Annotated in this window: 13 protein-coding genes; 9 read left to right on the top strand and 4 right to left on the bottom strand. The window is 37.4% G+C overall.

The window, feature by feature from the left end; all coding sequences use genetic code 11:
• Nucleotides 1-30: 30 nt before the first annotated feature.
• Complete coding sequence (locus tag ACFFGV_RS14020; protein ID WP_377348955.1) at nt 31-2,841, bottom strand: DUF3427 domain-containing protein; 2,811 nt, start codon at nt 2,839-2,841, stop codon at nt 31-33.
• Nucleotides 2,842-3,168: 327 nt separating this feature from the next.
• Between ACFFGV_RS14020 and dcuS the strand changes: the two genes are divergently transcribed.
• The 5 genes from dcuS to ACFFGV_RS13995 all read left to right on the top strand — a co-directional run bounded on the left by dcuS (nt 3,169) and on the right by ACFFGV_RS13995 (nt 8,741).
• Nucleotides 3,169-4,764: a DcuS/MalK family sensor histidine kinase gene (gene dcuS, locus ACFFGV_RS14015; protein WP_377348953.1), complete on the top strand. Its 1,596-nt coding sequence runs from the start codon at nt 3,169-3,171 to the stop codon at nt 4,762-4,764.
• A 6-nt stretch (nt 4,765-4,770) separates the two neighbouring features.
• The gene (locus tag ACFFGV_RS14010; RefSeq protein WP_377348951.1) at nt 4,771-5,490 is read left to right on the top strand and encodes a response regulator; all 720 of its coding nucleotides are present in this window, start codon (nt 4,771-4,773) and stop codon (nt 5,488-5,490) included.
• A gap of 129 nt (nt 5,491-5,619) precedes the next feature.
• The gene (locus ACFFGV_RS14005; protein ID WP_377348949.1) at nt 5,620-6,945 is read left to right on the top strand and encodes a 2-hydroxycarboxylate transporter family protein; all 1,326 of its coding nucleotides are present in this window, start codon (nt 5,620-5,622) and stop codon (nt 6,943-6,945) included.
• A gap of 40 nt (nt 6,946-6,985) precedes the next feature.
• The gene (locus ACFFGV_RS14000) at nt 6,986-7,897 is read left to right on the top strand and encodes an AEC family transporter (RefSeq protein ID WP_377349313.1); all 912 of its coding nucleotides are present in this window, start codon (nt 6,986-6,988) and stop codon (nt 7,895-7,897) included.
• Nucleotides 7,898-8,540: 643 nt separating this feature from the next.
• Nucleotides 8,541-8,741 carry a hypothetical protein gene (locus ACFFGV_RS13995; protein ID WP_377348947.1) on the top strand — a complete coding sequence of 67 codons (201 nt, stop codon included), beginning with the start codon at nt 8,541-8,543 and terminating at the stop codon, nt 8,739-8,741.
• A gap of 292 nt (nt 8,742-9,033) precedes the next feature.
• Here the strand turns inward: ACFFGV_RS13995 and ACFFGV_RS13990 are convergent, their stop codons facing one another.
• From ACFFGV_RS13990 to ACFFGV_RS13980, 3 genes are all read right to left on the bottom strand, one after another.
• Nucleotides 9,034-9,123, bottom strand: coding sequence for a YjcZ family sporulation protein (locus ACFFGV_RS13990; protein ID WP_377348944.1), 90 nt, complete (start codon nt 9,121-9,123; stop codon nt 9,034-9,036).
• Between the two features lie 398 nt (nt 9,124-9,521).
• Nucleotides 9,522-9,617, bottom strand: coding sequence for a YjcZ family sporulation protein (locus tag ACFFGV_RS13985; protein ID WP_377348941.1), 96 nt, complete (start codon nt 9,615-9,617; stop codon nt 9,522-9,524).
• A 154-nt stretch (nt 9,618-9,771) separates the two neighbouring features.
• A complete protein-coding gene (locus tag ACFFGV_RS13980; protein ID WP_377348939.1) occupies nt 9,772-10,026 on the bottom strand; it encodes a hypothetical protein in 255 nt (84 codons plus the stop codon).
• A 266-nt stretch (nt 10,027-10,292) separates the two neighbouring features.
• Between ACFFGV_RS13980 and ACFFGV_RS13975 the strand changes: the two genes are divergently transcribed.
• The 4 genes from ACFFGV_RS13975 to ACFFGV_RS13960 all read left to right on the top strand — a co-directional run bounded on the left by ACFFGV_RS13975 (nt 10,293) and on the right by ACFFGV_RS13960 (nt 14,531).
• A complete protein-coding gene (locus ACFFGV_RS13975; RefSeq protein ID WP_377348937.1) occupies nt 10,293-10,718 on the top strand; it encodes a universal stress protein in 426 nt (141 codons plus the stop codon).
• A 156-nt stretch (nt 10,719-10,874) separates the two neighbouring features.
• Entirely contained in the window at nt 10,875-11,984 is a 1,110-nt protein-coding gene (locus ACFFGV_RS13970; RefSeq protein WP_377348934.1) for an NAD/NADP octopine/nopaline dehydrogenase family protein, read from the top strand.
• Complete coding sequence (locus ACFFGV_RS13965; protein WP_377348931.1) at nt 11,981-13,108, top strand: mandelate racemase/muconate lactonizing enzyme family protein; 1,128 nt, start codon at nt 11,981-11,983, stop codon at nt 13,106-13,108. The genes ACFFGV_RS13970 and ACFFGV_RS13965 overlap by 4 nt, the downstream gene beginning before the upstream one ends.
• The gene (locus tag ACFFGV_RS13960; RefSeq protein WP_377348928.1) at nt 13,101-14,531 is read left to right on the top strand and encodes a sodium:solute symporter family protein; all 1,431 of its coding nucleotides are present in this window, start codon (nt 13,101-13,103) and stop codon (nt 14,529-14,531) included. The genes ACFFGV_RS13965 and ACFFGV_RS13960 overlap by 8 nt, the downstream gene beginning before the upstream one ends.
• The last annotated feature ends 15 nt before the right edge of the window (nt 14,532-14,546 follow it).

Raw genomic sequence — 14,546 nt, 5'->3', positions numbered from 1 at the left:
GTCACTGGATCATCTCCAGTGACGCTTTTATTATACCAGCTCCGTAAATTCTGTGTATAGCTTAGCAGGAACAGTGTTTTCCAATTGTAGTTTTACGGTTATTGGTTTATTACCCTCGTACTCTAAAGTGTTCCCTTTTCCGATATAGATATATGGTTCTGCTTTGTTTTTTTCAATTTGCTTATATTTTCTTATAAATAGGTGTAAGGTAACATTTTTTTGTTTATTGTAAATAATGGCTTGTCCACTTGGGGTGGCCTGACTGGTTCCGTTGGGTGTTTCCCATTGAAAGTAGGAAGGACTTAGAAACATATCATTATAATTTATACTTTCTTTTATATCTTTATCTTTATGCAAGTCTATAAACAAAAAGTATTCATTCCCATTCCTTAATAAACCTGATCCTCTAAAGGAGGAGTGGGTTTTGCGATAATTAGATAACAGAGCTATCTCTGCCATTTTATATTGTTCATACAACTTCAGATGAGGGATACCGTAATATGTATCTTTAAAGTCTCTCTCGTACCTAAATATTCCATAGTCTAATACTTCTTTAATATGGTTTCTATATTCACTTTGTTGAAGTAAATGTTCAAAAGTTTCGCTTCTTGTTAGTTGATTACCATCAAAATGTACTAATAATGGGTTGCGTTTTTTCTGTCCGCTATCAAAATAATCTTGGTTTAAATTCTCCATAGCGTGGAGGATGCTATCGTAATCGACGTCCTCTATCACCTTAAGTATTTCATCTTTAGCCATTTCAGTAGTAATACTTTGATGAAGAAGGAGGTGACGTAATAAAACAAATTCGTAAACGCGTTTTAAAGGTAGCATTCCTGAAAGGGACTTTATGGTATCTTCGAATATAGTATTAGCAAGTAATGTCTTGGTAACCTCATCTTTTTCTACTTTGCCTACAAAATGTAGATATGAATTGGCATATGAAATAAATTTAGTAGGGTCAGGTGCTCCATCATATTTTAAGTAATCCAGTATAGAAGGAATTCGTCCGGAAAGAAGTTTTTTAAATTCTAGATATTCATCCTTTAAATATTTCAAAGAGGCAAAGTTTTCCAGGTCGATTTGAGCTAGTATTCTCTCTTGAGATATTTTGTCCATTTGAATGTGAGTTGCTCCCGGAATATTTGCAAATCCAGTGGATATAGCGACCTTTAAGCTTTCCTTATCATAATACCTTCTTCCATTTAATGCTATTGCTACTAAATATGCTTTGTTATGGTTTCCAATAAAATCTAATACAGTTAGGAAGTCTTTCTCTATATGTTTTCTTAATCCGCGGCCTAATTGCTGTATAAAAACGATTGGTGAATTCGTAGGTCGCAACATTAATATAGTATTTATGGAAGGAATGTCTACACCTTCATTAAAAATATCTACAGTAAAGATGAATTCAAGTTCATTATCATTATCTTCTAATTGCATGATATAGTTATTCCTTGAGTGTATTGAATCATTTCCACTTAAATGTATGCTTTTGTAGCCTCTTTTGTTAAATTCTTTAGCCATGTATTGGGCATGTTCATTACTCGCACAAAAACCGATACACTTTCGCTTCTCTCCATCGTGACCGTAGAAATTCATCTTTTCTATTACGAAATCTACTCGCTCATTAACTTTCAAACGTTTAGTTATTTCATGGATATGATCAATGTTTACATCACTTAGATCTATTTTGTCAATATCTGTAATACCAAAATAGTGGAAGGGAATAACTATATTATCTTCAAGCGCCTCGTGCAGTCTAACCTCTAATCCAATATTATTATCAAATAATTCAAAAATAGAATGGTTGTCACTTCTTTCTGGGGTAGCAGTCATCCCTAACATAAATTTAGGCTTAAAATACTGTAGTACTTTTTGATAAGTATTAGCTGTAGCATGGTGTGCTTCGTCAATAACAATGTAGTCAAATTCTTCTCTCTCAAACTGATTAAAATAACGAGAGAGGGTTTGGATAGTTGCAAATACATAGTGAGAATGTTGTTCTTTCCTGTTTCCTGTAAATAAACCAAATGTTTTCTTAGTATTAGGATTAAGTCTCTCATACGTTTCCTTAGCCTTGGTCAGAATTTCTTCCCTATGTACTATAAACAGCAATTTATTAGGATTAAACCTCTTCGAGTCGAAAGCAGACATGTACGTTTTGCCTGTCCCTGTAGCAGCAATAACTAATGCTTTTTTTTCGCCAAGTGCTCTTAAACGATCCAGATTATCAATAGCTCTGTTTTGCATACTATTTGGAACAATATATTCTGGTTTTTCATATATAAATTGCCTTGAAAAGGTGGTTCTCTCTATTTGCTCAAGCATTTTACTATACTCATGGATAAGGTGGTCATCTGCATAAGAGCTTCGTTTCCATAAGTCGTTATATTCTTTAATAACATCCATAGAGAAATTGCTACCGTGTTTAGATAGAATTTCTACATTCCATTCAATATTACTTTTTAAAGCACTTTGGGTAATATTAGAGGAACCAATAATTACCTTATAATGGTCCTTGTACTCAAATATGTAGGCTTTGGTATGAAACCCAATCTCTCTATCTGTAAGAAATACTTTTAATTGAATGTTAGGAAATGTGTTAATCCTTTCTAAAGCTTTAGGATCAGTGAAATTTAAATAAGTAGAGGTAATAATACGCCCCTCTATATCTCTTCTATTTGCTTCCTGTAACGCTTCAAGAAGTAACTGTAGTCCGCTAAAATTAATAAACGCTACACTAATATAAAATCTCTCACATGTCTCAATACTAGATATTAATTCTTTTAATAGATTCCCTTTTTCGGAATTAATAATAAGTTTTTCTTCTGTATGCATAAGGTATATCTCCAATCTTTGCTTATAACTTTAGAATCAATTTATTGTTTTGATCTAAAGGAAATTATACCTAAAATTGTAAATGTAGTTAAGTATTTCTATCTTAATGTAAAAATTATAATATATCCAAATATTTGCAATGTATTGGATGTGGTAAAATCAAAATAATCAACAAAAAATTTAGAAAATTTCCCAGTAATTATTTAATATACGGAAATTATGTTGGATTTTTCTATATAAACAAGCCTACTAAAAAAATTGAGCTGCAAATTATACTGTTGGTGATTGGGACCTTCTGAAAAAATTGAAAGCACAGAGGTGGTAAAAATGCAAAAATACCCTCTCAAACTAAGTACGATTATCATCCTGTTTGTCTGCCTCGTCGTCATAATTTCCTTACTGATTACTGGGTGGCTGATAAGGAATTCCACCACGAATAACATTGAAACTCAATTAAGGGAGAAGGCGGTAATAATCTCTAGAACAGTTGCCGATTCTCAGGTAGTGGAGGATGAATTACAAGGGGAGCCAACAGAGGAAAGTGTACAGAGCTATGCGATGGAGGTTCAACGGGATGCTGATGTAATGTTTGTGGTTGTAATGGATATGGATGGAATTCGTAAGTCTCATCCTGAGCCTGATAGGATAGGAAAACATTTTGTTGGGGGCGATGAGAAGAGGGTGTTAGAGGGGGAGGAATATGTGTCTCGGTCTACAGGGACGCTAGGGGATTCTCTTCGGGCGTTTAGTCCTGTGTATGGTGATGATGGAAACCAGGTTGGAGCGGTTGCGGTTGGTATTTCGCTCGATGCGGTGCAGTCATCTATTATGGAGAGTCAGAAGCGGATTGTGTTAGGGTGTTTTCTTGGTGTATTTGTAGGTATTGTGGGTGCTGTAGTGTTGGCGCGTTATATTAAGAGGAGTTTGTTTGGGTTGGAGCCTTCTACGATTGCTAGAATACATGAGGAGCGGAATCAGATGCTTCAGTCAGTGCATGAGGGTATTATTGCTATTGATACGGATGCAAATATTGTTTTGGTGAATCGTTCTGCAAGGGACATTTTACATAAGGCTGGATTGAAGACGAGTGATCCTATTGGATTGAATATTAATGAATATCTCCCAAATACGAGATTAAATCAGGTTTTGCAAGGTAAAGAGTTTGGGGTTGACCAGGAGCAGCGTATCAATGGTATATCTATTATTACTAGTAGAGTGCCGGTAGTGGTAAATGATAGAATTATTGGAGCCATTGCGACCTTCCGTGATAAAACAGAGGTCAATCAATTAGCAGAGCAGTTGACGGGAGTTCAGATGTATGCGGATACATTACGTGCTCAGTCTCATGAATTTATGAACAAGCTTCATGTTCTACAAGGGATGATAACGCTTGGTGAATATGAGAATGTGAAGCAATATATTTCTCGTTTAGTAGATTATTCGGCCTATGAGGTTGGTAATGTTACCCGTTATGTGAAGGATGCAGCTTTTGCTGGGTTTTTAATCGGGAAAATGAGCTATGCCAGGGAGATGAAGGTAGAACTAACCGTTTCCTGTGAGACAGAAATACCTGAAACAGATTCGTCATTCGTGCATGAGATAATTACCATATTAGGGAATGTCATTGATAATGCCATAGATAGTGTAGCTCTTCATAATGAGGAGAGAGAGGTTTATGTTGAGCTGTCGTTTATCGATGACCTAATGACTATGACTGTATGGGATAACGGTCCAGGTCTTCCTAAGGAGTATGAGGAAATTATGTTTAAGAAAGGTTTTTCCACCAAGAAAGGTATAGATAGAGGATATGGTTTATTCCTAACGAAACAAAGTGTAGAAGGATTAGATGGCTCCATAGATGTAGAGGTTAATTCGACTGGTACTAAGTTCAGGGTGATTATTCCATATGAGGAAAGGAGCTGAGTCTTGGTGAAGGTGCTAATCGTGGAGGATGACCCGATGGTGGCTCAGTTGAATAAACAACATACTGAGAGAGTAGAGGGGTTTGAGGTAATGGGTGTTACTTCAAATGCTGAGCAAGCGATGCATTTTATAGAACAGAATGAAGTAGACCTAATTTTGTTAGATGTGTTTATGCCGGGTATAAATGGTATTCATTTTTTAAGAGGCTTGAGAAAACAGAATGAGGATGTGGATGTTATTTTAATTACAGCTGCTTGTCAAATGGATCAAATTCAACAATCATTACGTTTAGGAGCGGTGGATTATTTGATTAAACCATTTGAATATGACCGTCTAAAAGAAGCTCTGGTGAATTATCGGGAAAGTCAGCTTAAATTTCCACATCAAAATACGACGGTAACGCAGCAAGAGGTGGATTTTCTTTTACGAAAGGAAAGAAATGAGCAAAAAGAGAAGAATTCAATACCTGCTTTTCTTCCAAAGGGTTTGACTCCCAACACACTACAAACTGTTATAGAGTCAATCGAAAACATGGATTCAAAAGCATTCACAACAAATGAAATTGCTGATGCTACTAGGGTTTCCAGAGTATCGGTACGTAAATATTTGAAGTTTCTCAATGAAATAGGGTTCTTGGAAGAAAATCTTGTTTATGGAGTGGGAAGACCGATTTATAAATATTATGTTAGGGAACATGATCGAAGCATCATTAATAGATATATGTGAAAGCAGCCATCGAGCTGCTTTTTTTAATTACAATAATAACAATATTTTCACAAGATAGGCTATTATTGTGAATTTTCTTAAAATGAAAAGTAGTTGTAAGCGCTTTCTATTAGAGGAGGAGTGATAAGTATGGGTCAAGCAGTTAATAAATGGAATGAGGAAGTAGAGTACAAACAAGAGGAGGTACATAACCATACAGAGAAGAATTCATTTACAATTTTTGGTGTTCCGATTGTGTGGTTTAGTATCTTCGGTATTATTACTTTGATTAGTCTTTATGCCGGCAGTATGCCAGGTGGTATGATTGGAAGTCTGTTGCTTATGATGATCTTAGGTGAGTTATTTGGTTGGATTGGAGATCATACTCCTATTGTTAAGACGTTTTTAGGTGGGGGAGCGATTGTTGCGATATTTGGAGCGGCGTTTATGGTCTATATGGGATGGCTCCCCGATACCTCTGTCACCACTATGACAACCTTTATGAAAGATGGTGGTTTTTTAAATTTTTATATTGCGGCATTAATTACAGGTAGTATTTTAGGAATGAACCGACAGATTCTTGTGAAAGTTGGTTTGAGATATTTCTTGCCTATCTTTGGTGCTATTGTCGGGGCCGCATTATTAGCTGGCTTGTTAGGAGCCTTGGCAGGATTCTCCATAAGAGATGCTGTGTTAGTCATTACTATGCCAATTATGGGAGGAGGCATGGGGGCTGGTGCAGTCCCAATGAGTCAAATTTATTCGGAAATTATGGGTAATGATCCTAGCTATTATATTTCTATCCTTGTACCTGCTCTTGCTCTAGGCAACGTTTTCGCTATAGTACTTGCAAGTATGTTAAATCTATTAGGTACTAAAGTTCCCTCTTTAACGGGAAATGGTAAATTAATTAGTGGATTTAATTATAAAGAAGAGGACCAGACATATGATATTCAAAAAATGGGTGTTGGTTTATTGGCTGCGATTACCTTCTTCACGTTAGGAAATTTATTAGGAGATGTAATTTCCCTTCACCCATATGCTTTAATGATTATTGTCGTAGCTATTGCTAAGATTGCCAATATTATCCCGCAGAACGTAATTCAGGGAGCAAGCCAATGGTATAAATTCGTAGCTAACAATTGGACACTAGCTTTATTGTTTGGTATTGGTATAGCCTATACTGATTTAAATACAGTACTGGAAGCCTTAACCTTGCCATACATTCTAACCGTACTCGGAGTTGTATTGGGGGCTATACTTGGAGCTGGTCTCCTTGGAAAGCTAGTCGGCTTCTATCCAATTGAATCTGCCATTACCGCAGGCTTATGTATGGCGAATATGGGAGGAACCGGAGACGTCGCAGTATTATCTGCTTCCCGTCGAATGGAACTTATGCCATTTGCCCAAATATCTTCACGTTTAGGGGGAGCATTAATTTTATTATTAGCAGGCTTAATTATACCTTTATTATAATAATTAGTTACGAATTTTAGAAAGAAACTTGGTGACATTAATGGACGTAATTGTTGTCGTATTACCAGCCTTCCTAATCTTTTCTATAGGGTTTATAGGACAAAAGGTAATAGGATTTGACCGTAAGACAATATCTAAAGCAGCACTATACTTAATGTATCCATTTCTAGCGTTTCAAACCTTTTACAATAATACCATCACGATAGACTTTCTATATATTATCCTATTCTGTATAACCCTCATGGTGTTATTAATACTACTTGTAAAACTGCTAACGTGGTATAAAAATACGCCGAGGCCAAAAGCCTCGGCTATGGTGTTATCTAGCGTATTTATGAATGCCGGTAATTATGGCGTTCCTATTATTCTATTTGCCTACGGAGAGCAGGGAGCAACGTACGCTATTATTATGATGGTTATCCAATCCTTATTAATGAATACGGTAGGTCTTTATTACGCTTCATTAGGGAGTGCGGACGAAAATGCTCGGATTGGGGATTCTGTAAAGAAGGTTTTAACGATGCCAATTAATCATGCAGTTATATTAGGGGTATGCTCTCAGATATTTCAAATCACTGTTCCTCCCTATATTATGCAGTCCGTTAACCTTATTGCAGATGCAACCATTCCAACTATTATGCTGGTATTAGGTATGCAGCTAGCCACTCTTAGCAAAGGGACTGTGCAGGTAAAGGATATAATCACAATTGGAACGATAAAAATGGTTGTGTCTCCTGTACTTGCGTTCTTAATCACAGCTGTGCTCGGACTAAATTCCATGCTATCTGGTATCTTAATCGTATTGGCAGCAATGCCTACAGCGGCAAACACTACTATGTATTCGATCCAATATAATACAGAGCCTCAGCTAGTTTCTTATAGCACATTTTGGACAACGTTATGGAGTGTAATAACAATCCCCTTTCTATTATGGATGGTAGGAGCTGTTTAGGTGGAGACTCAGCAATAGTGTATAAACTAGCTACTTCTAGACTTTCTCACATAAAGAAACAGCAATAGAACGAATAGTACTCTAATTATTCTGCTAAAGAGGTTTAAGGAAACGTGCGTATCGATTGAGTATATAATGATAGATTCCTTGCTGTTCAGATTAAGGATAATATCGAGAAAGACATATACTCCTGTGAGCCATGTTAGCAGGAGGGTTATACGTTTAATAAAATCACCTTCTCTCTTAAGAGTATCTCGCTTTTTTATATGGTAAAATAAAACTACTATGACAACAAAAGCCAAACGTCACGCTTATAATTAAATGGTTTGAAATGGATGGTGGATGGAGTGAATCAGTGTAGGACTTCTTTTCGTATATATTAAACAGAGCGGAGCACTTATACTTCTTCGCTTTTTGATTTAATGGACGGGGATAGAGAAACAAAACAGACAAAGAGCTTACTTATTTTCTATACACCTACATTCTATGGTCCTATTAAACACTTAGTATTCTTATATTTGAACGTTTTTAGTAGGGAGGTTGCCTTCATTAGCAAATATTGTGTTGGATTAGGTTTAGGTGTACAGATAAATGGAAATCTATCCATAACAAGTATTTTTTCTGGAGGGGGATTCGAACTCCCATGGATACGAAGCGTAAAATGAGAAATAGTGGTATTGGAGCTATGATAGGTGGCTTATTGATTTTCTTTATTGGCATGGCGGCTTTCAATGCGAGTGTAGAGCCTTCTCTTGATACAGGCTTTATCATTTTAGTTAGTTTCTTATTTGTGTTTGCCTTTGGTCTTTGCTTGACGGTTGTGAGCGCCTTTTATAATAAGTGAAGAAGTCTGATTCCCTTTGGTATGGAAATCAGACTTCTTTTTATTAAATTGGTTTTTACACACACATATATACATATATTGTCTGGTTGATAAAATCGGATGAAAGGTTTGTTTCTTTATGATAAGAAGAAGAGAAAAACAGGAGAATTTGAATAAAATCTAGTAACAGATAACGTTAAAAAGGCACGTTCCTCCATTAGAACGCACCTTTTCTGGTGAACTATCATATCAGATGTCTGAAGGGATAACAGTTAGTTATGGGGAGAGGATCCGCGGAGATCGTGGCGTTATATTAATACTTGATGAAAGTTGCTCCTACAATAATAAGCAGAATGAAAAGCACAACAATCAGCACAAATTGATTACCATATCCATAGCTCATAAGAACACCTCCTCTATGATAGGTAGTATAGTATATGCGTGGGAAATAAAATGGTTTGGACAAAAGGTAGATAAGGGTGTTATTACTATTGGTTTGTTGATGTAGAAGTAGGGTTTGAAAAGAGAGGGGTTTTTAGTAACAAGTTTCGTAAGGATGGTATGGCAGGGCTAAGTATATATTTGTTTGGGTATTATGCCAAACGTGTTTTAAGTTTTGTTTGAAGGAATCATTATTGCTTTAACAATTATTGTAATGCATACTATCCATGGTGAAGGAACAATAGGCTTGAATTAGCTGTTATCCAGGTTGTCCTCCTTGAAAAAGGAGCATACTTATTAATACAAAAGGGCACCCCTCTATATAAGGGTGCAATGTTGATCTACTAATACTTATTTATTCTAGTAGCCTTTACCTAAGAAAGATGCTCCTACAATAATGAGTAGGATGAACAGCACAACAATAAGCGCGAAACCGCCGCCGTATCCGTAGCTCATAGCAGTACCCCCTTTTATCGTTGATACTGTATCCTATGCAAAGCATGAAATAATGGATTGGACGATTGGGAAATAGGTGCTGATTGATGGCTCGTATTAAAAAGGAGCGGCCTACTTAGCCACTCCTTTTTCAATGCCAATAACAGTAGTTGGATTATACGATTTTAAATTGCTCGTGCTCTGGTTTAATCTTTTCTTTTACATATCCTCGACAAACTGCTCTAAACTTCTTCTCGTCCTTCTTTATGGTATTATCTTCGATGGCATCAATTTCAACTTCATTTCTTGTGATATGTATAACACTGTCTGCATTTTTCTTCGTGAATACGAAGCTATTTGCCGTTATGGGGCATTGGTATCGGTAGGTCATGGTGTAATTTGGTTTGATTTTTTGAAGAATATTAATCATTTATGGAACTCCTTTATACAGTTTTTCAAGAAATAGGTTGCCTTTTCCTGTATCCTTCGTACTACTTCGCGTTAATAAACCGTCATTGGCTCTCCCATATTTGTATCGTACAACTATTTATGAATTTTAAACATTTCTAGCATTTATTTCATGTTTTTGTGAAAAAAGTGTCACGTAAGTGTCAGACAATTCCACATCCATTGTAGGACAGGCCGTGGTACAATAAGGTTAAGAACTACAATAAACCACATAAAGGGTGAATGGTCATGAGAAAAGTACTAGTTGCCTATGATGGGTCCGACTTGGCCAAAAAAGCGTTAAAGGAAGCTATGCTTCAGAACAGAGAAGGAGAGCAAGTAGACGTTCATATCGTTACGGTTGTCAATCCGAAAGGACCTTATTCTAACCCTGGTTTGTATAAAAGTATTGAACGGGATTTGAAGGAAAAAGCCGAAATGGAGCTTGAAGAATTGCTGGATATGTATCAGAAGGACTATCCTGCTGCCATATTGACCACTGAAGTATTGACGGGTAATCCAGGTAATCAAATTGCAGAGTATGCTAAGGAGCATCAAATAGATATCATTACGATTGGAAGCAGGGGGCTTGGCAGTGTGAAGGAGCTGTTTCTGGGCAGTGTCAGTCATCGTGTTGTACAGCAGGCGGATTGTAAAGTAATGGTGGTTAAATAAAGTAAATAGTTGTTTTTTAGCCTGAAGATCTTATATATATTAAGATCTTCAGGTTTTTTTGTGAAAAATATTAAATTTCTGACTTTTCAAATAAATAAAAAGCTGGTATTGTTTAATTGTAGGACAATTAAACAAATGCAGGAAGGTGGTTAAACGATGCAGCAATCTCAAAAAAAATGGACTATAATCGGAGGAGGTAATGGAGGTCAAGCTTTTGCGGGCCATTTAGGTATGCAGGGGATTGACGTAACGTTGTACGATATTCTCCCATCCCTCGTGGAGGCGATCCAATTTCAGAAGGGAGTTAAGGTGAGCGGGGAACTGGAAGGGTTTGGAGAAGTTAAGGCGACTACTAGTTTAGCAAGTGCATTAGAAGGTGCAGATATCATTATGGTGGTAACGCCAGCATTTGCGCATAGCACGATAGCAGAACAGGCCGCTCCTTTTTTAAAGGATGGCCAAGTTATTGTGTTAAACCCTGGCTCTACTGGAGGAGTTTTGGAGTTTAAGCAAAAGTTAAGTGAGGTTGGGTGTAGTGTGGATGTGATACTTGCAGAAACAATGTCACTGCTATACGCCTGTCGAAGTTTAGAACCGGGGCATGTAGAAGTCTTTGGTATTAAAAGAGATTTGCCAATCGCCGCGTTACCAGCCCAAAAGACGAAGGAAGTGCTAGATCTATTAAATCCTTATTTATGTAACTTTGTTCCTGCTAAAAATATATTGGAGACTAGTTTGGAGAATTTAAATGCTGTCGTTCATCCACTTCCATCTCTTTTGAACGCTGCTAGAATAGATAGCCATGCATCGTTTCTGTATTACCATGAAGGTATATCAGAGAAGGTTGGGGATTTAGTGGAACAGTTGGATAGGGAGCGTATGAGTATTGGAGAGGCACTGGGGGTACCATTACATTCAGCGAAGGATTGGCTGAACAGGTTTTATGGGGTTAGAGGTAACACGTTTTATGAGGCTGTCCAACAAAACAAATCGTATAGCACCATAGTTGGACCAGCATCCCTAAAGAATAGATATTTTTTAGAGGATATTCCGATGGGGTTAATCCCTATAGCAGCGTTTGCTGATAAATGTGATGTGCAGGTACCAATCATACAATCAGTCATAGCGCTCGCTTCTTCTCTTGTCCCTGACATGCATTCTGGTCGAAATCTAACTAAGTTAGGGCTTGAGGGAATGAATAAACATGAAATTCTTAATTATGTTGGAATGTATAATGAAAAGGGACTAAAGGAGGTGCAAGGATGAAAATAAAGGATATTAAAACGTCCATAGTAACAATCCCCTTAAAAAAACCATATATCTTATCTAAATCAATCGGTACTATAACACATACTAGTTATAATCTAATCAAAATCGAAACAGACGAGAGTATGGTAGGGTTTGGCGAAACCAATCCAATGCAAAGGTTCTCGGAGGAAACCCCAGAAACGATTAACATTATAATAAATAAATACTTAAAACCCAAACTTATAGGGGAAAACCCGTTAAATATTCAGAATATTAATAACATTATGGATGAAACCATGAAGGGAAACCCTCATGCCAAAGCAGCTATAGATATTGCGTGTCATGATTTGTTTGGAAAGAAGACCAACCTAAGCCTATCAAGCCTTCTAGGAGGTGCCATTCATACTAGCCTTCCACTTATGGGTTCAATTGGTGGAGGTTCTCTCCAAGATAATATAAAAGAGGCTGAAGAACTTATTAGAAAAGGATACTCTTCCCTGATGATTAAGGTAGGATCAGCAACTATTAAGGAAGACATTGAGAGAGTGCGGGCAATTAGACAAGCGTTAGGGAAAGAATTTCCATTAATAGTAGACGCAAATCAAGGATGGAATGCTCAAGAGGCTATTGCCTTTGCTCGACAAGTAGAAAATTGTGACATATCACTTCTGGAGCAGCCTGTACCTGCAATGAACTATGAGGACTTAAAGAAAGTTAAAGAATCTATATCCATCCCTATATCTGCTGATGAGAGTTTGTTTAGTAAATATGATGCACTTCGACTTATTAACATGAAAGCAGTAGACGTATTCAGTATTAAAGTATCAAAGCATGGTGGAATATATAAAACAAAAGAAATTATGAAGCTTGCGGAAGCTTTTCATATTCCCTGTTTAATGAATTCAATGATTGAGGGTGGGATAACCCAGGCTGCGAGCCTACATTTAGGCTTAAGTGCCAGCGGATTGTACCCTTTTGGACATGCCTACTTCTCCCCGACAAGATTAGAAATGGATATCACCAATTACACAGAATATATTTCGGATGGGGAGGTATACAAGCCAATCCTCCCGGGTCTTGGGATAGAGTTAGATGAGAATCTAGCACATCAATATATTCAGGAGGTAAATGTATATGGATAATGTACTCTATATCGTTTCGTTATTTACGTTCCTAGTAGTGATGTTACTGGTTGGGTTCCTTGCCTCCAAAAAACAAAAGACTGCAGAGGATTTTTATGTCGGTGGTAGGAAGTTTAGTACTTTTACGACAACTGCCACCCAAATTGCCTCTGTTTTTGGTGGAGGTTTGATGATTGCCCATGTAGGTCTTGGGTATCAATATGGTTTTGCGGAATTTATCTATGTAGGGGTAGCGGTCTCTTTAGGCTTAGTATTACTAGCAGTTCTTGTCGCTAAGTGGTTACGTGAACAAAATTTTTTTACTACAGCTGATTGGATGTGTCATACATATGGAGAAAGTAAATCACTTCGATCCATTACCTCCATTGTTTCCATCCTAGTTAGTTTGGGATGGTGGGTGTCACAGCCTATAGCAGCAGGGAAGATCATTAACGTATTAACTGGTATCCCTTTGAATTGGGGGATAGTTATTGCGGCCGCCATCGTGGTAATCTACACGATGAGTGGAGGGATTATCGCTGTTGCATATACAGATGTTGCACAATTTGTCCTGATGTTCATAGGAATTTTTATTATTTTCCCATTTGCCATTATACAAGCTGGAGGGTTTGGGGAAATCTTTAACAGTGTCCCTCCTGAGAACTTAACCTTTACAGCTCCAGGAGAAAAAGTAGTTTGGGGCTGGGTGCTCGCGGTGTTGCCAGGGCATCTGGTCATACAGGTACTCCACCAGAGAATTTATTCTGCCAAATCCACATCAGCAGCCAGAAGAGGGCTATTGTACTCAGCCATGGCCTGTGTGATAGCAGGAGTATGGGCATCACTGCTTGGTATGGCGTTATATACCATCAACCCAAATATTGCTGATGGGGAAATGGTTATTCCTTGGGCTTTAACGAATTTGTTACCAACAGCAATAGGGGCTATAATGCTAGGAGCAATAGTAGCGGCTGTCATTTCTACGGCAGACTCCGCAATACATTCAGCGACGACAAGTATTACACGTGATTTCTATCAAGTTATTATTAATCCGGGTGCAACGGATAAAGAGATTTTAACATTTACTAAATATACCATCTCTGTTTTAGGAGTGCTGGGTGTTGTTATTGGTATTTATATGCCTTCTGTTCTTGGTGTTCTGGTCCTTGGCTACACGTTAACCACATCAGGACTATTATTTCCACTGTTCTTAGGTCATTATTGGTCGCGGATGACGAAAGAAGGTGCTATAGCAGGGATGATTGCAGGTGTATCAACTGCCCTTATCCAGTCGTTAAGTACTACAATAGCCGATATATTCATGATTCCTGCTATTGGCACAGGACTTGCAGCATCTTTCATTGCAATGGTAACGGTTAGCTTCTTGACTAAACCTAGAACAACTTTAACGAATGAAAAGCCAAATGAAAAGATGCAAGTATAGCAGATAAAATTGTCG

Origin of the sequence: Pontibacillus salicampi (genome assembly GCF_042434395.1) — a bacterium.
GTDB lineage: Bacteria > Bacillota > Bacilli > Bacillales > BH030062 > Pontibacillus > Pontibacillus salicampi.
The sequence above is the reverse complement of the archived record's forward strand: the minus strand, read 5'-3'. Positions and strand labels throughout refer to the sequence as shown.

What these genes read in the sequence shown, in the direction of transcription:
- ACFFGV_RS13985 (WP_377348941.1), bottom strand. Translation starts at nt 9,617, where the DNA reads ATGAGCTACGGATACGGCGGCGGTTTCGCGCTTATTGTTGTGCTGTTC.
- ACFFGV_RS13980 (WP_377348939.1), bottom strand. Translation starts at nt 10,026, where the DNA reads ATGATTAATATTCTTCAAAAAATCAAACCAAATTACACCATGACCTAC.
- ACFFGV_RS13970 (WP_377348934.1), top strand. Translation starts at nt 10,875, where the DNA reads ATGCAGCAATCTCAAAAAAAATGGACTATAATCGGAGGAGGTAATGGA.
- ACFFGV_RS14020 (WP_377348955.1), bottom strand. Translation starts at nt 2,841, where the DNA reads ATGCATACAGAAGAAAAACTTATTATTAATTCCGAAAAAGGGAATCTA.
- ACFFGV_RS13965 (WP_377348931.1), top strand. Translation starts at nt 11,981, where the DNA reads ATGAAAATAAAGGATATTAAAACGTCCATAGTAACAATCCCCTTAAAA.
- ACFFGV_RS13995 (WP_377348947.1), top strand. Translation starts at nt 8,541, where the DNA reads ATGGATACGAAGCGTAAAATGAGAAATAGTGGTATTGGAGCTATGATA.
- ACFFGV_RS13990 (WP_377348944.1), bottom strand. Translation starts at nt 9,123, where the DNA reads ATGAGCTATGGATATGGTAATCAATTTGTGCTGATTGTTGTGCTTTTC.
- dcuS (WP_377348953.1), top strand. Translation starts at nt 3,169, where the DNA reads ATGCAAAAATACCCTCTCAAACTAAGTACGATTATCATCCTGTTTGTC.
- ACFFGV_RS13975 (WP_377348937.1), top strand. Translation starts at nt 10,293, where the DNA reads ATGAGAAAAGTACTAGTTGCCTATGATGGGTCCGACTTGGCCAAAAAA.
- ACFFGV_RS14000 (WP_377349313.1), top strand. Translation starts at nt 6,986, where the DNA reads ATGGACGTAATTGTTGTCGTATTACCAGCCTTCCTAATCTTTTCTATA.
- ACFFGV_RS14005 (WP_377348949.1), top strand. Translation starts at nt 5,620, where the DNA reads ATGGGTCAAGCAGTTAATAAATGGAATGAGGAAGTAGAGTACAAACAA.
- ACFFGV_RS13960 (WP_377348928.1), top strand. Translation starts at nt 13,101, where the DNA reads ATGGATAATGTACTCTATATCGTTTCGTTATTTACGTTCCTAGTAGTG.